Source organism: Pseudomonas sp. 382 (assembly GCF_002759075.1).
Classification (GTDB): domain Bacteria; phylum Pseudomonadota; class Gammaproteobacteria; order Pseudomonadales; family Pseudomonadaceae; genus Aquipseudomonas; species Aquipseudomonas vlassakiae.
The window spans coordinates 63,381-83,406 of record NZ_PEMX01000002.1 but is presented as its reverse complement, the minus strand read 5'-3'; the positions used below and the strand labels follow the sequence as shown (position 1 = coordinate 83,406).

General features: G+C 62.8%; 18 protein-coding genes. 11 read left to right on the top strand and 7 right to left on the bottom strand.

The genetic code is table 11. The features are described from left to right. Position 1: 1 nt before the first annotated feature. The 9 genes from bioF to CQW31_RS03300 all read left to right on the top strand — a co-directional run bounded on the left by bioF (position 2) and on the right by CQW31_RS03300 (position 12,008). The gene (gene bioF, locus CQW31_RS03340) at positions 2–1,174 is read left to right on the top strand and encodes an 8-amino-7-oxononanoate synthase (protein WP_099813745.1); all 1,173 of its coding nucleotides are present in this window, start codon (positions 2–4) and stop codon (positions 1,172–1,174) included. Continuing rightward, entirely contained in the window at positions 1,167–1,898 is a 732-nt protein-coding gene (locus CQW31_RS03335) for an alpha/beta fold hydrolase (RefSeq protein WP_099813744.1), read from the top strand. Before bioF ends, CQW31_RS03335 begins: the two co-directional genes overlap by 8 nt. Next, positions 1,891–2,709 carry a malonyl-ACP O-methyltransferase BioC gene (gene bioC / locus CQW31_RS03330; protein ID WP_099813743.1) on the top strand — a complete coding sequence of 273 codons (819 nt, stop codon included), beginning with the start codon at positions 1,891–1,893 and terminating at the stop codon, positions 2,707–2,709. Before CQW31_RS03335 ends, bioC begins: the two co-directional genes overlap by 8 nt. Before the next feature lie 10 nt (positions 2,710–2,719). Then, positions 2,720–3,400: a dethiobiotin synthase gene (gene bioD, locus CQW31_RS03325; RefSeq protein WP_099813742.1), complete on the top strand. Its 681-nt coding sequence runs from the start codon at positions 2,720–2,722 to the stop codon at positions 3,398–3,400. A gap of 124 nt (positions 3,401–3,524) precedes the next feature. Further along, the gene (locus tag CQW31_RS03320) at positions 3,525–3,821 is read left to right on the top strand and encodes a pyrroloquinoline quinone biosynthesis protein PqqE (protein ID WP_099813741.1); all 297 of its coding nucleotides are present in this window, start codon (positions 3,525–3,527) and stop codon (positions 3,819–3,821) included. A gap of 302 nt (positions 3,822–4,123) precedes the next feature. Beyond that, positions 4,124–5,929, top strand: coding sequence for a phenylacyl-CoA dehydrogenase (locus CQW31_RS03315; protein WP_099813740.1), 1,806 nt, complete (start codon positions 4,124–4,126; stop codon positions 5,927–5,929). Positions 5,930–6,458: 529 nt separating this feature from the next. Continuing rightward, the gene (locus tag CQW31_RS03310) at positions 6,459–8,597 is read left to right on the top strand and encodes a cytochrome-c peroxidase (RefSeq protein ID WP_099813739.1); all 2,139 of its coding nucleotides are present in this window, start codon (positions 6,459–6,461) and stop codon (positions 8,595–8,597) included. A 203-nt stretch (positions 8,598–8,800) separates the two neighbouring features. Beyond that, entirely contained in the window at positions 8,801–10,084 is a 1,284-nt protein-coding gene (locus CQW31_RS03305; protein ID WP_054885244.1) for a diguanylate cyclase, read from the top strand. A gap of 145 nt (positions 10,085–10,229) precedes the next feature. Further along, the gene (locus CQW31_RS03300; RefSeq protein WP_099813738.1) at positions 10,230–12,008 is read left to right on the top strand and encodes an acyl-CoA dehydrogenase C-terminal domain-containing protein; all 1,779 of its coding nucleotides are present in this window, start codon (positions 10,230–10,232) and stop codon (positions 12,006–12,008) included. A gap of 246 nt (positions 12,009–12,254) precedes the next feature. Here the strand turns inward: CQW31_RS03300 and CQW31_RS03295 are convergent, their stop codons facing one another. Continuing rightward, positions 12,255–13,178 (bottom strand): LysR family transcriptional regulator, encoded by a 924-nt coding sequence (locus CQW31_RS03295; protein WP_099813737.1) that lies wholly within the window; start codon positions 13,176–13,178, stop codon positions 12,255–12,257. A gap of 210 nt (positions 13,179–13,388) precedes the next feature. On the opposite strand from CQW31_RS03295, the gene CQW31_RS03290 reads away from it, so the two are divergent. Together CQW31_RS03290 and CQW31_RS03285 are read left to right on the top strand one after the other, a co-directional pair. Further along, complete coding sequence (locus CQW31_RS03290) at positions 13,389–14,666, top strand: aspartate aminotransferase family protein (protein WP_054885241.1); 1,278 nt, start codon at positions 13,389–13,391, stop codon at positions 14,664–14,666. A 140-nt stretch (positions 14,667–14,806) separates the two neighbouring features. Next, entirely contained in the window at positions 14,807–14,965 is a 159-nt protein-coding gene (locus CQW31_RS03285) for a YqaE/Pmp3 family membrane protein (RefSeq protein ID WP_009681539.1), read from the top strand. Positions 14,966–14,997: 32 nt separating this feature from the next. Here CQW31_RS03285 and CQW31_RS03280 read toward each other — a convergent pair whose 3' ends face one another. From CQW31_RS03280 to pqqA, 6 genes are all read right to left on the bottom strand, one after another. Further along, complete coding sequence (locus tag CQW31_RS03280) at positions 14,998–16,821, bottom strand: S9 family peptidase (protein WP_099813736.1); 1,824 nt, start codon at positions 16,819–16,821, stop codon at positions 14,998–15,000. Further along, positions 16,787–17,935: a pyrroloquinoline quinone biosynthesis protein PqqE gene (gene pqqE / locus CQW31_RS03275; RefSeq protein ID WP_099813735.1), complete on the bottom strand. Its 1,149-nt coding sequence runs from the start codon at positions 17,933–17,935 to the stop codon at positions 16,787–16,789. Before pqqE ends, CQW31_RS03280 begins: the two co-directional genes overlap by 35 nt. Next, positions 17,907–18,182 (bottom strand): pyrroloquinoline quinone biosynthesis peptide chaperone PqqD, encoded by a 276-nt coding sequence (gene pqqD, locus CQW31_RS03270; RefSeq protein ID WP_054885238.1) that lies wholly within the window; start codon positions 18,180–18,182, stop codon positions 17,907–17,909. Before pqqD ends, pqqE begins: the two co-directional genes overlap by 29 nt. Continuing rightward, a complete protein-coding gene (gene pqqC, locus CQW31_RS03265) occupies positions 18,179–18,916 on the bottom strand; it encodes a pyrroloquinoline-quinone synthase PqqC (RefSeq protein WP_178075553.1) in 738 nt (245 codons plus the stop codon). Before pqqC ends, pqqD begins: the two co-directional genes overlap by 4 nt. 27 nt (positions 18,917–18,943) lie before the next feature. Further along, positions 18,944–19,855, bottom strand: a complete 912-nt coding sequence (gene pqqB / locus CQW31_RS03260) for a pyrroloquinoline quinone biosynthesis protein PqqB (RefSeq protein WP_099813733.1) — start codon at positions 19,853–19,855, stop codon at positions 18,944–18,946. An 80-nt stretch (positions 19,856–19,935) separates the two neighbouring features. Continuing rightward, the gene (pqqA, locus tag CQW31_RS03255; protein WP_003243383.1) at positions 19,936–20,007 is read right to left on the bottom strand and encodes a pyrroloquinoline quinone precursor peptide PqqA; all 72 of its coding nucleotides are present in this window, start codon (positions 20,005–20,007) and stop codon (positions 19,936–19,938) included. Positions 20,008–20,026 lie beyond the last annotated feature (19 nt).

Genomic DNA, 20,026 nt, shown 5'->3' with positions numbered 1-20,026 from the left:
GATGGCTTTCGACCTGGCGGCGCGCCTGGCCGAACGGCGTGCCGCAGACCTGTATCGGCAGCGGCCATTGCTGGAAAGCCCGCAGGGGCCGCAAGTGGTGGTCGACGGCCAACGCCTGCTGGCCTTCTGCAGCAATGACTACCTGGGGCTGGCCAACCACCCTGAAGTGATCGCCGCCTGGCAAGCTGGCGCCGAGCGCTGGGGTGTCGGCGGTGGCGCCTCGCACCTGGTGATCGGCCATAGTTCGCCGCACCATGCTGTCGAAGAGGCGCTGGCCGAACTGACCGGTCGCCCACGGGCGCTGCTGTTCTCTACGGGCTACATGGCCAACCTGGGCGCCATCACCGCGCTGGTGGGGCAGGGCGACAGCGTATTGCAGGACCGCCTGAACCACGCGTCGCTGCTCGACGGTGGATTGCTCAGTGGCGCCCGGTTCAGCCGCTACCTGCACAACGACGCTGCCAGCCTGGCCAACCGCCTGGCCAGGGCAACTGGAAACACGTTGGTGGTCACCGACGGTGTTTTCAGCATGGATGGCGACCTCGCCGATCTGCCGGCCCTGGCCACTGTGGCCCGCGCCCACGGCGCCTGGCTGATGGTCGACGACGCCCATGGCCTGGGTACGTTGGGTGAGCAGGGCGGCGGAATCGTCGAGCACTTTGGTCTAGGCATCGATGACGTACCTGTGCTGATCGGCACGCTGGGCAAGGCCTGCGGCACGGCTGGCGCTTTCGTCGCAGGCAGTGAAGAGCTGATCGAAGCCTTGGTGCAGTTCGCCCGGCCCTACATCTACACCACCAGTCAGCCGCCAGCGCTGGCCTGCGCCACGCTCAAGAGCCTGGAACTGCTGCGCCGTGAAACCTGGCGCCGCGAGCACCTGGCTGCGCTGATCCGCCAGTTCCGCCAGGGGGCTTCGCAAATCGGCCTGCAATTGGTGGACAGCCCGACGCCGATCCAGCCGATCCTGATCGGTGACAGTGCCCAGGCTCTCAAGCTGTCGCGCATGCTGCGTGACCGCGGCCTGCTGGTGACCGCCATTCGCCCGCCAACGGTGCCTACTGGCAGCGCCCGCCTGCGCGTTACCCTGAGCGCGGCGCACAGCGAGGCGCAGGTGCAGCTATTGTTGAATGCATTGGCCGAGTGTTATCCACAGCTGGAGGCCGCCGATGCGTAACCGTTTGATCCTTTTACCCGGTTGGGGGCTGGGCACTGCTGCCCTCGAGCCGCTCGCCGCCAGCCTGCGGGCCCAGGACGCACGCCTGCAGGTCGAATTGATGCCCCTGCCGGAACTGCCTGATGCCGACGTGCAAGCCTGGGTGGACTACCTTGATCGCAAGGTGCCCAGCGACACCTGGCTGGGTGGCTGGTCGCTCGGCGGCATGCTCGCCAGCGAACTGGCGCGCAAGCGTGGCGACCATTGCTGCGGCCTGCTGACGTTGGGCAGCAACCCCAGTTTCGTGGCCCGCGCCGATTGGCCCCATGGCATGGCCGAGGATACCTTCGGCACCTTTCTCGATGGTTGCCGCAGCCACACGTCGGTGACCCTCAAGCGTTTCCGCACCCTGTGCAGCGACGGAGCCTTGCAACCTCGCACGCTGCTGCGCCAACTGGGTGTCGGTGTGCCGGATACCGATCCGCTGTACCTGGCCACCGGCCTTGAAGTGCTGGCCAAACTCGATACCCGTGAGGCCCTGCAGGCCTATGGCGGCCCGCAATTGCACCTGTTCGCCGGCAGCGATGGGCTGGTGCCGGCCGAGGTGGCCAAAGCGCTGAGCGAGCTGCTGCCCGATGTGGAAGTCGGCCTGGTCGAAGACAGTTCCCACGCCTTCCTGCTGGAGTATCCACAGGAGCTGGCGGCGGGCATCAAGAGTTTCCTGCATGAGAGTGGCGATGACTGACCTTTCCCGTCCAACCCTGCCCGGCGCGCTGCCGGACAAGCGCCAGGTGGCCGCCTCGTTCTCTCGGGCGGCAGCCAGCTACGACAGTGTTGCGGCCTTGCAGCGTGCGGTGGGCATGAGCCTGCTGGAGCAGTTGCCGGATGACGTGGCACCGACGCGCTGGCTGGACCTTGGCAGTGGCACGGGGCATTTCAGCCGGGTACTGGGCGCGCGTTTTGCCCAGGCCAACGGCGTAGCTGTGGATATTGCCGAAGGCATGCTGTGCCACGCGCGTGGCGAACAGGGCGGGGCGCATTACCATGTGGCCGGCGATGCCGAGCGCCTGCCGCTGCGTGACGCCTGTGTCGACCTGGTGTTCAGCAGCCTCGCGGTACAGTGGTGCGGTCAGTTCGCCAGTGTGCTGGATGAGGCTCGGCGAGTATTGCGCCCGGGCGGGGTGCTGGCGTTCAGCAGCCTGTGCGTCGGCACGCTCGATGAATTGCGCGCCAGCTGGCAGGCCGTGGATGGCATGGTGCATGTCAATCGCTTCAGACGGTTTGAAGACTACCAGCGCCTGTGCGCAGCCAGTGGCCTCTCCGAGGTCAGCTTGCGGCGCCAGGCCCATGTGCTGCACTACCCCGATGTGCGCAGCCTGACCCATGAACTCAAGGCGCTCGGTGCGCACAACCTCAACCCCGGGCGGCCTTCTGGCCTGACCGGCCGAGCACGTATGCAAGGCCTGTTGCAGGCTTACGAAGCGTTTCGCCAGCCTCAGGGGCTGCCCGCCACCTATCAGGTGGTCTATGGTGTGTTGCGCAAGCCACAGGCATGAGAGGAGCAGCATGAGCCAGGCCTATTTCATTGCCGGGACCGACACCGATGTCGGCAAGACCACCATCGCCGCCGGGCTGCTGCATGCGGCCCGCTTGCAGGGGTTGAGCACCTTGGGCGCGAAGCCGGTGGCTTCGGGTTGCTCGATGACGGCCAAAGGCCTGCGCAACAGTGACGCCCAGGCGTTGATCGACGAGAGCTCGATCAAGCTTGCCTACGAGGAGGTCAACCCGTTTGCCTTCGAACCGGCCATTGCGCCGCATGTGGCGGCCCGGGAGGCGAGTGTCGCGCTGGAAGTCACGGTGCTGGCAAAGGCCATGCGCCATGTTCTGGAGCAGGGCGCAGACTTCACGCTGATCGAAGGCGCTGGCGGCTGGCGCGTGCCATTGTCCAACCATGCCAACCTCTCTGACCTGGCGATTGCCTTGAAACTGCCGGTGATTCTGGTGGTTGGGGTGCGCCTGGGCTGTATCAACCACGCACTGCTCAGTGCCGAGGCAATTGCCCGCGACGGGCTGCAACTGGCAGGCTGGGTGGCGAATGTCATCGAACCACGGACCTCGCGGCTGGAAGAAAACCTCGCCAGCCTGGCGGAGCGACTACCTGCCCCGTGCCTGGGGCGGGTGCCGAAGCTCAAGCAGGCTACTGCGGATGCGGTGGCAGAGCATTTGCAGCTCGACTTGCTGGAGTGAATGAAGCCGGATATGCCTTTGGCCTATCAAGTGGCACTGAGCCATTAGGGATTTAAACGGGCCTTTTCGCGCCTGGCCTGCTTTAATTGCCCTTGTTCATATCCAGCGTCATTGGAGTTCTGACATGGAAATCACCGGCAGCACCGCGTATTACGCGGGCCTCAATGCCATCTACAACGGCCAGAACCGGGTCGGTCAGGCCGCCGGCGAGATCGCCAATGCCTCGGTTGAGCGTGCCGCCACCAGCCAGTCCAGCGACTTTCAGGCCGAGCGCCTGCGTGGGGTCGACCGCAGCCAGCAAATGGACCTGGCAACCAGCACCGTGCAATTGGCCCTGGGCAAGACCGAGGTCGAACTAGGCGCCAAGGTGGCCAAGGCTTCCGACGAAATGCTCGGGCGGTTCATCGATACCTACGCCTGATCGGCCACTTTTCTCCGAGTTTTACACAGCCCCTGTGGGGGCGGGCGTGCCCGCGAAAGCGTCAGATCATGCAGCTCCGTTGCCTGCTCTGGCCCTTTCGCGGGCGCCCCGCTCCCACAGGGGCATTGTTTTTGGAGGGAGTGGCATAAACGCCATCTTTCGTGGCGTAAATGGCACCATAGTCCCTTCTTGACATCGGGCTGTCCTAAACGTAAGTTTCAAACAACTGTTTGACCGAAAGCCGCCAAGAGCTGGTCGGTATCAGCGGTCCCCTACCGAACTCATCACAGAGGTTCATCGCAATGCCTGATTACAAAGCCCCCTTGCGTGATATTCGTTTCGTCCGCGACGAGCTGCTCGGCTACGAGGCGCACTATCAGAGCCTGCCGGGTTGCCAGGACGCAACGCCTGACATGGTCAACGCGATCCTGGAAGAAGGCGCGAAGTTCTGTGAGCAGGTGCTGTCGCCACTGAACCGTATCGGTGATCAGGAAGGCTGCACCTGGAGCGAGTCGGGCGTGAAGACGCCGACCGGTTTCAAGGAAGCCTACCAGCAGTTCGTCGAAGGTGGCTGGCCGAGCCTGGCGCATGACGTCGAACACGGTGGCCAGGGCCTGCCGGAGTCGCTGGGCCTGGCCCTGAGCGAAATGGTCGGGGGTTCGAACTGGTCCTGGGGCATGTATCCAGGCCTGTCCCACGGCGCGATGAACACTATCTCCGCCCACGGCACCGCTGAGCAGCAGCACACCTACCTGACCAAGCTGGTGTCCGGCGAATGGACCGGCACCATGTGCCTGACCGAGCCACACTGCGGTACCGACCTGGGCATGCTGCGCACCAAGGCTGAGCCACAGGCTGATGGCAGCTACAAGGTCTCCGGCACCAAGATCTTCATTTCGGCCGGTGAACACGACATGGCCGACAACATCGTCCACATCGTGCTGGCTCGTCTGCCAGATGCTCCGGCGGGTACCAAAGGCATTTCGCTGTTCATCGTGCCGAAGTTCCTGCCCAACGCCGAAGGCGGCGTGGGTGAGCGCAACGGCGTGAGCTGTGGCTCTATCGAACACAAGATGGGTATCCACGGCAACGCTACCTGCGTGATGAACTTCGACGGTGCCACTGGCTACCTGATCGGCCCGGCCAACAAAGGCCTGAATTGCATGTTCACCTTCATGAACACCGCACGCCTGGGTACCGCACTGCAAGGTCTGGCGCATGCCGAGGTGGCGTTCCAGGGTGGCCTGAAATACGCCCGTGAGCGCCTGCAGATGCGCTCCCTGACCGGCCCGAAAGCGCCGGACAAGGCCGCTGACCCGATCATCGTCCACCCCGACGTGCGTCGCATGCTGCTGACCATGAAGGCCTTCGCTGAAGGCAACCGTGCGATGGTGTACTTCACTGCCAAGCAGGTGGACATCGTCAAGTACAGCCAGGATGAGGAAGAGCGCAAGAAGGCCGATGCCCTGCTGGCCTTCCTGACCCCGATCGCCAAGGCGTTCATGACCGAAGTCGGCTTCGAGGCCGCCAACCATGGCGTGCAGATCTACGGCGGCCACGGCTTCATCGCCGAGTGGGGCATGGAGCAGAACGTGCGCGACAGCCGCATCTCCATGCTGTACGAGGGCACCACCGGTATCCAGGCCCTTGACCTGCTGGGCCGCAAGGTGCTGATGACCCAGGGCGAAGCGCTCAAGGGCTTCACCAAGATCGTGCACAAGTTCTGCCAGGCGCAGGAAGGTAATGACGCGATCAAGGAGTTCGTCGGGCCATTGGCTGCGTTGAACAAGGAGTGGGGCGAGCTGACCATGAAAGTGGGCATGGCTGCGATGAAGGACCGCGAGGAAGTCGGCGCCGCGTCGGTGGATTACCTGATGTACTCCGGTTATGCGTGCCTGGCCTACTTCTGGGCTGACATTGCTCGCCTGGCGGCGGAAAAGCTGGCAGCCGGCACCAGCGAAGAAGCCTTCTACACTGCCAAGCTGCAGACTGCGCGCTTCTACTTCCAGCGCATCCTGCCGCGTACCCGTACTCACGTCGCCACCATGCTGTCGGGCGCCAACAACCTGATGGACATGAAAGAAGAAGACTTCTCTCTGGGTTACTAAACTCGGGTGAGTTACCGAAGAGAACGCCGCTCCTGATGAGCGGCGTTTTTTTTTGCTTTATTTTATCTTCACGTGTTCGAGCTGGTCTTTAATTTCGCAAATTACAATAGCTGGCGCAGCGCAACTTTCCGACATGCGCAGGCTAATTGTTTGGTGACTTTTGGTTGGGTCGAGTTCAGCCAATTTATTAATTTCATCTCTTGTTCACTATAGCTAGCAAATACATTGCCAGATGCTATCTGGTCGCCTTTATAACGTCATGCTCCTTGTGTGCTGGGGCTTTCGTCGTTTCTGTGAACGGTTCGTGAATACGATTTGGGGGATTCCACCCATTAATGGGGTTGTTTTACCCCGGAACTGAGGAAGTTTGAATTTCAGTATTTCCTGGTATTGCCGACAAAATAAACTGGTCTAAAAAAATCATTGAATGTTTCGTGTCGAAATACTTTGTTACAGCTATGGTGGCATTAAGCGCACTTCGTTGCGCGAACCAACAGCCTGAAAAACCTGAGCCGTCGGGAAGTCCATCATGGTCGACTATCTGAGTAACGTGCGAGTCCCCCGCCTGGCCTGTGCAATAGCGATGACATTCGCCGCCAGCCTTCCTTTCACCAGCGTTCGGGCTGCGGACCCGGCCGGGACCGTTCCGGTCGTCCCGGATGTGCCCAGCCTGCAGTCACTGCGGGGCATGACGCCGCCGGATCCCTCCGGTACCGAAGGTGGCCGCAAAGTCGACCTGATGTCCGATTACGTGATCAATCGCGGGGCGGTAGTGCTTTTGGGCAAGGCGCTGTTCTGGGACATGGCGATCGGCAGTGACGGCGCCACCGCCTGCGCTTCATGCCACTACCACGCTGGTGTCGATCACCGGATCACCAACCAGATCAACCCCGGCCAGGCCAATACCAATGCCAACGTCGCGTCGATCTTCAACAAGCCGTTCACGGCAGGTGACATTCCGGGTGACGTGCCGAGTTACACCACCCGCTCCGGTGGCAAGGGCGGCCCGAACTACACGTTGAAAAAGGGCGACTTCCCGAGCCACGTACTGGCCAATCCTCTGGACCGTAACTCGGCGATTGTCTATTCGAGCGATGACGTCGTCGGCTCGCAAGGTGTGTTCGATGCCAACTTTGTCAAACCCCGCCAGTCGCGCTTCGACAAGTGCACCCAGCAGCCGGATGGCATTTTCCAGGTGGGTGGCATCAACGTGCGGCGCGCCACCGGGCGCAATGCACCGTCGGTGATCAACGCGGCATTCAACGTGCGCAACTTCTGGGATGGCCGGGCCAACAACGTATTCAACGGCTTCTCGCCGTTCGGTAACCGCGACCCTGACGCTGGGATCTTCGTGACCAAGGATGCCAGTGGCGCCGCGGTCAAGGTACGCCTGGCTCTGAAGGATGCCTCGGCCGCTTCGCAAGCCGTCGGGCCTCCCGGCAGCGCGGTGGAAATGTCTTGTGGTGGGCGTACTTTCGCCGACATTGGCCGGCGCATGCTCGACACCATGATGCTCAAGGGGCAAAAGATTTCGCCCACCGACTCTGTACTCGGCCCCGTCTCCAGTGCCCGTCGGCCAACCTATCGCGAACTGATCAAGAACGCCTTTCAGCCTCGCCTGTGGAACGCCACGCAGCCGGTCTTGCTGGGCAGCGAGCCCTATACCCAGATGGAGGCGAACTTCCCGCTGTTCTTCGGGCTGGCGATCCAGATGTACGAATCCACACTGATCTCTGACCAGGCGCCACTGGATGCCTATCTGCAGGGCGACCACACCGCCATGAATGCCCAGCAGGTGCAAGGCATGAACCTGTTCCTGGGCAAGGGAAAGTGCGTCAGCTGCCATGGTGGTGCGGAGTTGACCAACGCGGGCAGCAGGCTGCTGTTCCAGCCGCATGAGCGCGTCGAGCGCATGGTCATGGCTGACGGCCTGACCACACTCTATGACAATGGGTTCTACAACACCGGTGTGCGCCCCACCTCCGAGGACCTGGCTCTGGGGGGCTCGGACGCCTGGGGTAATCCTTTGTCCTTCACCCGTGAGTACAACAGCCAACTGCAAGGCGGGAATGTTCCCGACCCACTGGAGGTCGATGTGTGCACCTTCGAAGTGCCACTGAGCGCAGCAGTCCCCTGCGACCCGACGCTCAAGCCCAGTGTCGGTTTCCGCGACGCGGTCGATGGCGCCTTCAAGACCCCGACCCTGCGCAACATCGCCTTGACCGGGCCCTATTTCCACAACGGCAGCCGGGCAACGCTGCAGCAGGTGATGGAATTCTACAACCGCGGCGGTGACCGGCGCGGCGAAGACGCCAGCAACACCAGCGGCTTCGAGCACCCGGCAGTCAACCAGCACAACGGCTCCAACCTTGATCCGGACATGACCCCGCTGAACCTGACGGCGGATGAGGTGGATGCACTGGTCAAGTTCATGGAAGTCGGCTTGACCGATCCGCGCGTGGCTTGGGAGCGGGCGCCGTTCGATCATCCGTCCCTTGTCCTGCCGCAGGGTGAGAAGGGCGATGAGAACTCGGTCGGGCAAAAACCGGCCAGCGCACAGATCACCTCTCGGCAAGCACAAGACGCCGAGTTCCAGCTCAATGCCGTCGGTGCCGCAGGTCGCTCCACTGCGCAGGGGCCGCTGCTGCCATTCAACAACGACCTGTAACGTGGTCGCCCTGTAGGAGCGGCCTTGCCGGCGCCCCGGCAAGGCCGCTCCTACAGGGATCGCGGTCGCTTTCAGTTACAAGAAAAGCTCAAGCACTCCACCCCCGCTGCCGTTAACCCACCGGTGTATTCATCTATTCACGTGTGCTGCCGATGAACTAGAGGCACAATGCTATTATTGATCTGCCGGGTCGGAGATTGCCCTTGTTTCGTCTAAACGCTGTTCGCGCGAGCCATTTCCTGCCTTCGCTGTTTTTGCTGCTGGCCGGGCTCGCGGCGGCTTATGTAAGAGACCTCAGCGTCTTCTTCACATCCCTGTTCAATGTTCTTCCCACCTTGGTCCTGCTGCTGGGTGGCGCCTACTGCGCCGTGTATCGCCGCCAGCGTGAACTGTTCCTGATGGTGACGGTGTACATCGCATATTTCCTGCTCGACACGCAGACCGATTTCTACCGTGACAATGGCCGCGTGCGCGAGGACGCAGCCGTGATCTTCCACCTTGTGTGCCTGTTGCTGCCTGCCCTGTACGGCCTGTTCGGCGCCTGGCAGGAACGCACTCACCTGGCCCAGGACCTGCTGGCCCGCTTCGCCGTGCTGTTCGCCGTCGGCAGCGTGGCCGTGGCATTGGAGCAGAGCTTCCCGCAGGCGCTGCTGGCCTGGTTGGCGGAGATCCGCTGGCCCTCGCTGCACGGCCAGTGGATGAGCCTGATCCAGATGGTCTACCCGGTGTTCCTGGTGGTGTTCATCCTGCTGGTTGTGCAATACCTGCGCGAGCCCCGGCCGTTGCATGCTGCACAGCTGATCGGCCTGGTCGGTATCTTCTGGATGCTGCCCAAGACCTTCATCCTGCCGTTCACCCTGAACATCATGTGCAGCCAGGTGATGCTCATGATTGCCGCTGCGGTATCGCACGAGGCCTACCAGATGGCCTTCCGTGACGAGCTTACCGGGTTGCCGGGGCGCCGTGCGCTGAACGAACGCATGCAACGCCTGGGTCGCAACTACGTGATCGCGATGACCGACGTCGACCACTTCAAGAAATTCAACGACACCCACGGCCACGATGTCGGTGACCAAGTGCTGCGGCTGGTCGCCAGCCGGTTGTCCAAGGTGACCGGTGGGGGCCGCGCCTATCGCTACGGGGGTGAAGAGTTTGCCCTGGTGTTCGCCGGCAAGACGGCAGAAGAGTGCGTGCCGCACGTCGAAGCAGTGCGCGAGATGATCGCCAACTACACCATGCACCTGCGTGATCAGAACAGCCGCCCCCAGGACGATTCCACAGGGCGTCAGCGCCGCAGTGGTAGCGCGGGCGGCACGGTTTCGGTAACCATCAGCATCGGTGTCGCCGAACGGTTGGTCGATCATCGCAACCCGGAGGAAGTGCTCAAGTCCGCCGACCAGGCGCTCTACAGTGCCAAGGGTGCGGGCCGTAACTGCGTCATGGTCTATGGTCAACAATCCCAGCGTGGTGCCGTGCGAATGGCGTGACCGAAATTGACTATATGGTCGCGTTATGACCCTATGTCTCGCAAAAGTTGTTCGGTTACACTGGATTCAACCCCGGGTTGTTTGTTTCAAGAACCCCGTGCCGCGGTCCGTGTGGCCGCCCCGACCCGACCAGCGAGAGGTTGTCATGGCTGACTATAAAGCGCCCCTGCGCGACATGCGCTTCGTTCTGAATGAAGTCTTCAATGTGGCCGAGTTGTGGGCGCAGCTGCCCGAACTGGCCGAGGCGGTCGATGCGGACACCGCCATGGCTGTGCTTGAAGAAGCCGGCAAGGTCACCAGCAAGAGCATCGCCCCCCTCAGCCGTGCCGCCGACGAAGAAGGCTGTCACTGGGACAACGGTGCCGTGCGTACCCCAGCCGGTTTCATCGAGGCCTACAACACCTACGCCGAAGGCGGTTGGGTGGGCGTGGGCGGTGACCCGCAGTTCGGCGGCATGGGCATGCCCAAGGCGATCTCGGCCCAGGTCGAGGAAATGGTCAACGCCTCGAGCCTGGCATTCGGCCTGTACCCGATGCTGACCGCCGGCGCCTGCCTGTCGATCAATGCCCACGCCAGTGAGGCGCTGAAGGAAAAGTACCTGCCCAACATGTACGCCGGTGTCTGGGCAGGCTCCATGTGCCTGACCGAACCGCATGCCGGTACCGACCTGGGCATCATCCGCACCAAGGCCGAGCCCCAGGCCGACGGTAGCTACAAGGTCAGCGGCACCAAGATCTTCATCACCGGCGGCGAGCATGACCTGACCGAGAACATCATCCACCTGGTGCTGGCCAAGCTGCCGGATGCACCGGCGGGGCCCAAAGGCATCTCGCTGTTCCTGGTGCCGAAGTTCCTGGTCAACGAAGACGGCAGCCTCGGCGCGCGCAACCCGGCCACCTGCGGCTCGATCGAGCACAAGATGGGCATCCAGGCCTCGGCGACCTGCGTGATGAACTTCGACGAGGCGGTCGGCTACATCGTCGGCGAGCCGAACAAGGGCTTGGCGGCGATGTTCACCATGATGAACTACGAGCGCCTGGGCGTGGGTATCCAAGGCCTGGCGTCGGCCGAGCGTTCCTACCAGAACGCCGTGGAATACGCCCGTGATCGCCTGCAGAGCCGTGCCCCGACCGGGCCGCAAGCCAAGGACAAGGCCGCCGACCCGATCATCGTCCACCCCGATGTGCGGCGCATGCTGCTGACCATGAAGGCGTTGATCGAGGGCGGTCGTGCCTTCTCCACCTACGTGGCGATGCAGCTCGACAGCGCCAAGTACAGCCAGGACCCGGCAACGCGCAAACGCAGCGAAGAGCTGGTGGCCCTGCTGACCCCGGTGGCCAAGGCCTTCCTCACCGACCTTGGCCTCGAGTGCACGGTGCATGGCCAGCAGGTATTCGGTGGCCATGGCTACATTCGCGAGTGGGGCCAGGAGCAACTGGTGCGCGATGTGCGTATCACCCAGATTTACGAAGGCACCAACGGTATCCAGGCACTGGACCTCATGGGGCGCAAGGTGGTGGCCAGCGGTGGGGCCTACTACACGCTGTTCTCTGACGAGATTCGCCAGTTCATTGCCAGCGCGGATGGCCAGCTGGACGAGTTTACCCAGCCGCTGGGCGCCTGCCTGGATCAGCTCGATGGGCTGACCGAATGGGTGCTGGAGCAGGCCAAGGGCAACCCGAATGAAATCGGTGCCGCGTCGGTCGAGTACCTGCATGCCTTTGGTTATGTGGCCTATGCCTACATGTGGGCGCTGATGGCCCGGGCGGCCAAGGCGGCTGAGGGCGACGAGGCGTTCTATTCGGCCAAGCTGGGCACGGCGCGGTTCTACTTCGCACGACTGCTGCCGCGGGTGGGCTCGCTGGTGGCTTCGGTGAAGGCTGGCAGCGAGTCGTTGTACCTGCTGGATGCCGAGCAGTTCTGATTGACTGATATGTTTGCGAAAGACTACTTCTTGTAAGCCTTTTTCTACATAACGTGGTGACTTTTCGCCACTGGTGCCAGATTGGATCCACGGTTAATCTTTGTACATGGACGTTGCGCAGGAAGCGCAAAGGACAGAACAGGGACAACGAAGGATTTCCTGCCAGGATGGCGGGGCGATACGGATGTCACAGGGAAACAGTCTAGAGAACCCCGCTTCGGCGGGGTTTTCTTCGTCCGCATGTTTTCAGCCAAGCACATCCAGCGGCGGGGCGCCCAGCTGTCGGGCATCGGTCTCCTCTTCCAGCAGCGTGCGCAGCAGCTCCACCGAGGCCTGCTGGCGCTGGGCATCGCGAAACACCAAGCCGACCTTGAGCGGCACGCGTGGCTCGCTGAGTGGTTTCCATAGCAAGCCCTGATCATCTTCGGCAGCATCCTTGGCCCGCCCTGGCAAAATGGTCGCCAGCGAGGTGTGCGCCAGGCTGTCGAGAATCCCGGCCATGTTGTTCATTTCGGCTTGCACCTGCGGTCGGCGGCCCTGTGCGGCCAGTTGTTCCTTCCAGATCTGGCGGATCTGGAATTCCTCACCGAGCATCAGCATGGGCAGTTCGGCGGCCTGCTTGATCGAGACTTTCTTGAAGTCCTTCAAAGGGTGGGCGTCCGGGATGACCACTTGCAACTCATCTTCGTACAGCAGCGAACCGTGCAACCCAGGCTGGCGCGGTGGCAGGTAGCTGATGCCGATGTCGAGGTTGCCATTGAGCAGCCGCCGTTCGATCTCCAGCCCTGACAGCTCATAGATTTGCACCACCAGATGCGGCTGTGCCTTGCGCACACGCTCCAGCAGCTGTGGCACCAGGCTTGGCCGCACGGTCTGCAGCACACCAATGGCCAAGGTGCGCAAGGACTGGCCCTTGAAGTTGCGCATGGCCTCATGGGCCCGCTGCAGGCCATCCAGTAGCGGCAGGGCATGGTTGTACAGGGTGTGTGCGGCCAGGGTCGGCAGCAGGCGTTTGTTGCTGCGTTCGAACAGGCTGAGATCGAGGCTGTGCTCAAGCTGGCGAATCTGCTGTGACAGTGCCGGTTGCGACAGCGACAGGCGTTCGGCGGCGCGGCCGACATGGCCCTCTTCATACACCGCGACGAAATAACGCAGTTGGCGAAAATCCATAAGTATCACTTATCGAAAAAGCTGGGAAAACGAAATGGCCGCAAGCGCCGCTGATGCCTAGTCTATCGCTGTATTCCAATGGCTTACAGCGATCGCTGAGCGCATTGTTACCGCATTTGAAAAACACTTTTGATAGGCAAGGCAAAATTATCCAGCGTCGCAACACGACCGGATCCCTGGCCGCCTCTTTCATGATTGGGTGGAGCCCCGATGAACCTGTTCAACCTGCGCCGTTCGGCTCCCGCAGTTGCCGAGCCCAAGCGTGCGCCGGCGATTGTGGCGGATGCGCCGCAGTTGTCGCGTGAGCATCTGATGCCGAGCACCGAGCGTGCTGCGCAAGTGTTCGTGCGTGGCCAGGGCTCCTGGTTGTGGGACAGCGAAGGGCATGCCTACCTGGATTTCACCCAGGGCGGGGCAGTCAACAGCCTTGGGCACAGCCCGACGGCGCTGGTCAAAGCCTTGGGCAACCAGGCCCAGGCGCTGATCAACCCAGGTGCTGGTTACCACAGCCGTGGCCTGTTGGCGCTGGTCAACCGCCTGTGCCAGAGCACTGGCAGCGACCAGGCCTACCTGCTCAACAGCGGCGCCGAGGCCTGTGAGGGGGCGATCAAGCTGGCGCGCAAGTGGGGCCAGCTGAACCGTAATGGCGCCTATCACATCATCACTGCCAGTCAGGCCTGCCATGGCCGTAGCCTGGGTGCGCTGTCAGCTTCCGACCCGCTGCCGTGCAACCGCTGCGAACCGGGCCTGCCGGGGTTCAGCAAGGTGCCGTTCAACGATCTGGCGGCGCTGCATGCCGAGGTCGATTCGCGCACCGTGGCAATCATGCTCGAGCCGATCCAGGGCGAGGCGGGGGTGATCCCGGCAACGCGCGAGTACCTGCAAGGCGTGGAAAAGCTCTGCCGGGAACTGGGCATTCTGCTGATTCTCGATGAAGTGCAGACGGGTATCGGCCGCTGCGGGGCGTTGCTGGCAGAACAGACCTACGGTGTGCGTGCCGACATCATCACGCTGGGCAAGGGCTTGGGTGGTGGCGTGCCGCTGGCGGCCTTGCTGGCCCGCGGGACCGCCTGTTGCGCCGAGCCGGGCGAACTGGAGGGTAGCCATCACGGCAATTCACTGATGAGCGCCGCCGGCCTGGCCGTGCTGGAAACCGTGCTGGAACCTGGCTTCTTCGAGCAGGTGCAAGACAGCGGCCGCCATTTGCGCGACGGCCTTAGCCGCCTGGCTGGCCGCTATGGCCAGGGCCAGGTGCGTGGCCAAGGGCTGTTGTGGGCGTTGCAGTTGCAGGAAAGCCTCGCCAAGGAACTGGTCGAGGCTGCCTTGCACGAAGGCTTGCTGCTGAATGCACCGCAGGCGGATGTGGTGCGTTTCTCGCCAGCGTTGACCGTCAGCAAGGGCAATATCGATGAAATGCTCCTGCGCCTGGCCCGAGCCTTTGCCCGCTTGCATGCGCAACTACAGGCCCGCCGCGAAATGCCGGCCTGATCAAGAACTCAACGAACCGTCTGGCGTTTCTGCGCATCGCCCCGTGCCTGTTTCATTTGGCCCGGGGCGTTTTTTTTTGCCTGTGGAACCTCCAGCAAGCGCAACGGGTCTTCCTTGTAACCCCTTCAGGAGAGACCCGCATGGACTTCATTCGCATCATCATCGCCATCATCCTGCCGCCGCTGGGTGTATTTCTGCAGGTGGGGTTTGGCGGGGCGTTCTGGCTGAACATTCTTTTGACCCTGCTGGGTTACATTCCCGGGATCGTGCATGCGGTCTACATTATCGCCAAGCGCTGAGGATGCCGGGGCCGCAGAGCGGCCCCAGGCTGTCAGCCCTCCAACACCCTGCAATAGAACTTCCACTCTTCTTCCAGCGCATGCGCCAGGTTCTCGGCCTTGCGCAACCCGTGCCGTTCCCCTGCATAGAAATGCCCTTCAGCCTCGATGCCATTGGCTTGCAACGCGGTCAGCATCGAGCGCGTCTGCTCCGGCACCACCACAGCATCCAGTTCGCCCTGGAAGAAGATCACCGGCACCCTGATTTGCGAGGCATGTAGCAGCGGCGTGCGTTGGCGATAACGTTCGGCGTCTTGCTGCGGGTCACCGATCAGCCAGTTCAGGTAATCACCTTCGAACTTGTGCGTGGCCTGGCCCAGGGCAATCGGATCACTGACTCCGTAAAGGCTGGCTCCAGCGCGGAACACGTCGTGGAATGCCAGGGCGCACAGCGTGGTGTAGCCACCAGCACTGCCGCCGCGAATGAAGGCCTTGCCGGGGTCGATCAGCCCTTGCCCAGCCAGGTACTCGACGGCGGCACAGGCATCCTGCACATCGCTTTCGCCCCACCGCAGGTGCAGGGCCTTGCGGTATTCCCGGCCATAGCCCGTGCTGCCCCGGTAATTCAGGTCGGCAACGGCGAAACCGCGTTGCGTCCAGTACTGGATGCGTGGGTCGAGCACCGGATAGCAGGCCGAAGTCGGACCGCCGTGGATAAATACCAGCAAAGGTGCAGGGCCCTTGGTGGCCGTTGCCGGATAGAAGAAGCCATGGGCAAACGCGTCGCCGCTCTTGTAATGGATCGATTGCGGCAGGCTGATGTGCGCTGCAGGTAGCACTTCAGCGCCACCGGCCAGCACGCTGACCTCATGGTTGATGCGGGCAATGGCAATAACTGCTGGCGGGCTGATCGGTGAGGCTGCGACGGCATAGAGGTATTCGGCATCCATTGCCAGGTTGCGGAAGCGGGTATAGGCACTGGCGAAGCGCTCCATGCGGCCATTTTCATCGTGCAGGCCCAGTTGCCCGATACCCCCTTCGAACCAGGTGGCCAGGTAGTGTTGCGGGCTTAGTGGCAGCCAGGTGCTGGCGCCCAGTTGCCAGGGCGCGGCTGCGTGGTCGGCGGGCTCGGCCGGCACCGCCTGCCAGAGGCCGTCGACCTCGCCCCAAGGCTGCCAGAAGCCATTGCGATCAGACAGACAGTACAAGCGGCCTTCGGTGTCGAAACGCGGCTGTTGCAGTGATTCATCTTCGGCGGCGATACAGCGTGGGGCTCCCCAGAAGCCGTTGGCGTCACGCTCGCGGCATAACAGTCGGGTAACGGTCCAGGGTTGTGCCGGACGGTCCCATTCGACCCAGGCCAGGCGTTGGCCATCAGCGCTGACCGTGGGCGAAGCATAGAAGTCAGCCCCTTCGGCGAGCACCTCGCGGTAGCTCTCGGCCAATGCCACCAGGCGATGCTCGACGCTTTCGCCATGGCGCTCTTCGACTGCCAGTACCTTGCCGTCGTGCCACTGCACATCGCCATAACGGCAGTCGGCTTCGGCGGTCAGGGCGCGGGGGGCACCGCCTTCAAGGCGCTGGGTATAGACCTGCTGATCCTTTTCGTTGACGAACAGCAGCCCGTCACCGCCCAGGCAGAAGCTGCCGCCGCCGTATTCATAGACCCGGCTGCGCGCGCTGAAGCCATCGGGCGTGAGGCAACGTGCCTGGTGGTCACGCCACTGCCAGATGCGGCAAACGCCATCGGCGGGGCGGAACTCGTTCCAGAACAGGCCTGCGTCGCCGAGCTTGAGTTCGGCAAAGTCGGTGCCGGCGGCGACGGCCTGGGCGGCGCTGAAGTCAGCCGCGGACGATGACACGGGAGTTGCGCTCATTGCGGAAGGTCAGCTCTTCGATGGCAAGTTGGGCACTTTCCGCCTCTTCACGGGCCTTGAGGATAATGCCGTGGTCAGCAGACTTGGCGCATACCGGGTCGGCCTTGCTGGCATCACCGGTCAGCATGAAGGCCTGGCATCGGCAGCCGCCGAAGTCTTTTTCCTTCTCATCGCACGAGCGGCAAGGCTCGGGCATCCAGTCGTAACCGCGGAAGCGGTTGAAGCCGAACGAGTCGTACCAGATGTGGTGCAGGTCATGGTCGCGCACGTTGGGGAACTGCACCGGCAATTGCCGGGCGCCGTGGCAGGGCAAGGCAGTGCCGTCCGGCGTGATGGTCAGGAACAGGCTGCCCCAACCGTTCATGCAGGCCTTGGGGCGTTCTTCGTAGTAATCCGGGGTGACGAAGATCAGCTTGCACGGGCTGCCCTCGGCCTTGAGCTTCTGCCGGTACTCATTGGTGATGCGTTCGGCACGTTCGAGCTGTGCGCGGGTCGGTAGCAGGCCCAGGCGGTTGAGGTGCGCCCAGCCGTAGAACTGGCAGGTGGCAAGCTCGACGAAGTCGGCCTCAAGGGCGATGCACAACTCGATGATGCGGTCGATCTTGTCGATGTTGTGCCGGTGGGTGACGAAGTTGAGCACCATCGGATAACCGTGGGCCTTTACCGCGCGGGCCATTTCCAGCTTCTGCGCGAAGGCCTTCTTCGAACCGGCCAGCAGGTTGTTGACCTGTTCGTCACTGGCCTGGAAGCTGATCTGGATATGGTCCAGCCCGGCTTCCTTGAAGGCGGCGATGCGCGCTTCGGTCAGGCCGATGCCGGAGGTGATCAGGTTGGTGTAGTAGCCCAGCCGACGGGCCTCGCCGATCAGCTCGGCGAGGTCCTGGCGCACCAGCGGCTCACCACCGGAAAAGCCGATCTGCGCGGCACCCATCTCGCGGGCTTCGGCCATCACCTTGAACCACTGCGCAGTGCTCAGCTCCTGGCCTTGGGCTGCGAAGTCCAGTGGGTTGGAGCAGTACGGACATTGCAGCGGGCAGCGGTAGGTCAGCTCGGCCAGCAGCCATAGCGGCAGGCCGACCGGTACCTCAGGCGAGGACGATCCAGTGTTCGGCACGGGCCACCTCCATGAATTGCTCGATATCGTCTGCGACTTCGGGCACACCAGGGAATTGTTGTTCGAGGTCTCTGATGATCGCCGCCACGTCACGCTTGCCGTCGATCAGCCCGCCGATCAGGCCGGCGCTGTCGTTGAGCTTGATCATGCCTTCGGGGTACAGCAGCACATGACCTTTTTGCGCCGGCTCGTACTGGAAGCGGTAGCCGGGGCGCCAGCTCGGCACTTGCTTGCGGTCGAAACTCATGGGGCAATCCCCTTGTGCCAGACCCGTTGCGGGGTGACGGTGTGGTAAGGCGGGCGGTTCAGCTCGTAGGCCATGCTCATGGCATCCAGCATGCTCCAGAGGATATCCAGCTTGAACTGCAGGATTTCCAGCATACGCTCCTGGCCCGCACGGGTGGTGTAGTGCTGCAAAGTGATCGCCAGGCCGTGCTCGACATCACGCCGGGCCTGGCCCAGGCGAGTACGGAAGTACTCGTAGCCAGCCGGGTCGATCCACGGGTAGTGCTGTGGCCAGCTGTCCAGGCGGGACTGGTGGATCTGCGGGGCGAACAGTTCGGTCAGCGAACTGCTGGCCGCTTCTTGCCAGCTGGCCCTGCGAGCGAAGTTGACGTAGGCGTCGACCGCGAAACGCACGCCGGGCAGCACCAGTTCCTGGGAACGTAGCTGGTCAGGGTCGAGGCCGACCGCCTGGCCCAGTCGCAGCCAGGCTTCGATACCGCCGTCCTCGCCTGGCGCGCCATCATGATCGAGCAGGCGCTGGATCCACTCACGGCGTACCTCGCGGTCCGGGCAGTTGGCCAGGATCGCGGCGTCCTTCATCGGGATGTTGACCTGGTAGTAGAAGCGGTTGGCTACCCAGCCCTGAATCTGCTCGCGGGTGGCGCGGCCTTGGTACATCGCCACGTGATAGGGATGGTGGATGTGGTAGTAGGCGCCCTTGGCGCGCAGGGCCTGCTCGAATTCGGCAGGTGACATTGGCAGTGCGTCGCTCACGGGGCCTCCTTACAGCTCGATGCTCATGCCATCGAAGGCGACTTCGACGCCGCGGCGCTGGACTTCGGCGCGTTCGGGGGAGTCTTCATCGAGGATCGGGTTGGTGTTGTTGATGTGGATGAGCACCTTGCGCTGGCGCGCGAAGCCGTCGAGCACTTCGAGCATGCCACCCGGGCCATTCTGCGCCAGGTGGCCCATCTCGCGGCCGGTACGGGTGCCGACACCACGGCGCTGCATTTCATCATCCTCCCACAGCGTGCCGTCGACCAGCAGGCAGTCGGCGCCATGCATCATCTGCAGCAGCTTGGCATCGACCTGGCCGAGGCCGGGAGCGTAGAACAGCTTGCCGCCAGTGCGCGTGTCTTCGACCAACAGGCCGAGGTTGTCGCCCGGGTGGGGGTCGAAGCGGTGCGGCGAATAGGGCGGCGCGGCGCTGCGCAGGGGGAAGGGGGTGAACGTGAGGTCAGGGCAGGCGTCGATGACGAAACTGCCTTCGAGCTCGATGCGGTTCCACTGCAGCCCACCGTTCCAGTGGCTGAGCATGTTGAACAGCGGGAAGCCGCTGGTCAGGTCCTGATGGACCATGTCGGTGCACCAGACCTGATGCGGGCAGCCTTCGCGCAGGCTGAGCAGGCCGGTGGTATGGTCGATCTGGCTGTCGAGCAGGACGATGGCGTTGATCCCGGTATCGCGCAGGGCACGCGCCGGCTGCATCGGTGCGAAGGCCTGGAGCTGGGCGCGGATGTCGGGCGAGGCATTGCACAGGATCCAGTGCTCACCGTCGTCTGACAGGGCGATGGACGACTGGGTGCGTGCCGTGGCGCGCAGGCTGCCGTCGCGATAGCCCTTGCAATTGACGCAGTTGCAGTTCCACTGCGGGAAACCACCACCGGCGGCGGAACCGAGAATCTGGATGTACATGGCCACTCCTTCTGCGAAAAGCCGTATCCGGAAAACAACGACGCCCCGGCGGGCCGAGGCGTCGATCCGCAAAGCAGGGCTTAGCGGTTGGCGAAGTACATGGTCACTTCGAAGCCGATACGCAGGTCAGTGTATGCAGGTTTGGTCCACATGGGCGTTCTCCTTCCGGAT

Bases quoted from the DNA above. Each gene is read 5' to 3' on its own strand.
- CQW31_RS03320 (WP_099813741.1), top strand. From the start codon at position 3,525: ATGGAAATCACCGGCAGCACCGCGTATTACGCGGGCCTCAATGCCATC.
- CQW31_RS03315 (WP_099813740.1), top strand. From the start codon at position 4,124: ATGCCTGATTACAAAGCCCCCTTGCGTGATATTCGTTTCGTCCGCGAC.
- CQW31_RS03295 (WP_099813737.1), bottom strand. From the start codon at position 13,178: ATGGATTTTCGCCAACTGCGTTATTTCGTCGCGGTGTATGAAGAGGGC.
- CQW31_RS03290 (WP_054885241.1), top strand. From the start codon at position 13,389: ATGAACCTGTTCAACCTGCGCCGTTCGGCTCCCGCAGTTGCCGAGCCC.
- bioC (WP_099813743.1), top strand. From the start codon at position 1,891: ATGACTGACCTTTCCCGTCCAACCCTGCCCGGCGCGCTGCCGGACAAG.
- CQW31_RS03300 (WP_099813738.1), top strand. From the start codon at position 10,230: ATGGCTGACTATAAAGCGCCCCTGCGCGACATGCGCTTCGTTCTGAAT.
- bioF (WP_099813745.1), top strand. From the start codon at position 2: ATGGCTTTCGACCTGGCGGCGCGCCTGGCCGAACGGCGTGCCGCAGAC.
- CQW31_RS03335 (WP_099813744.1), top strand. From the start codon at position 1,167: ATGCGTAACCGTTTGATCCTTTTACCCGGTTGGGGGCTGGGCACTGCT.
- pqqC (WP_178075553.1), bottom strand. From the start codon at position 18,916: ATGTCACCTGCCGAATTCGAGCAGGCCCTGCGCGCCAAGGGCGCCTAC.
- CQW31_RS03310 (WP_099813739.1), top strand. From the start codon at position 6,459: ATGGTCGACTATCTGAGTAACGTGCGAGTCCCCCGCCTGGCCTGTGCA.
- bioD (WP_099813742.1), top strand. From the start codon at position 2,720: ATGAGCCAGGCCTATTTCATTGCCGGGACCGACACCGATGTCGGCAAG.
- pqqD (WP_054885238.1), bottom strand. From the start codon at position 18,182: ATGAGTTTCGACCGCAAGCAAGTGCCGAGCTGGCGCCCCGGCTACCGC.
- CQW31_RS03280 (WP_099813736.1), bottom strand. From the start codon at position 16,821: ATGAGCGCAACTCCCGTGTCATCGTCCGCGGCTGACTTCAGCGCCGCC.
- pqqB (WP_099813733.1), bottom strand. From the start codon at position 19,855: ATGTACATCCAGATTCTCGGTTCCGCCGCCGGTGGTGGTTTCCCGCAG.
- CQW31_RS03285 (WP_009681539.1), top strand. From the start codon at position 14,807: ATGGACTTCATTCGCATCATCATCGCCATCATCCTGCCGCCGCTGGGT.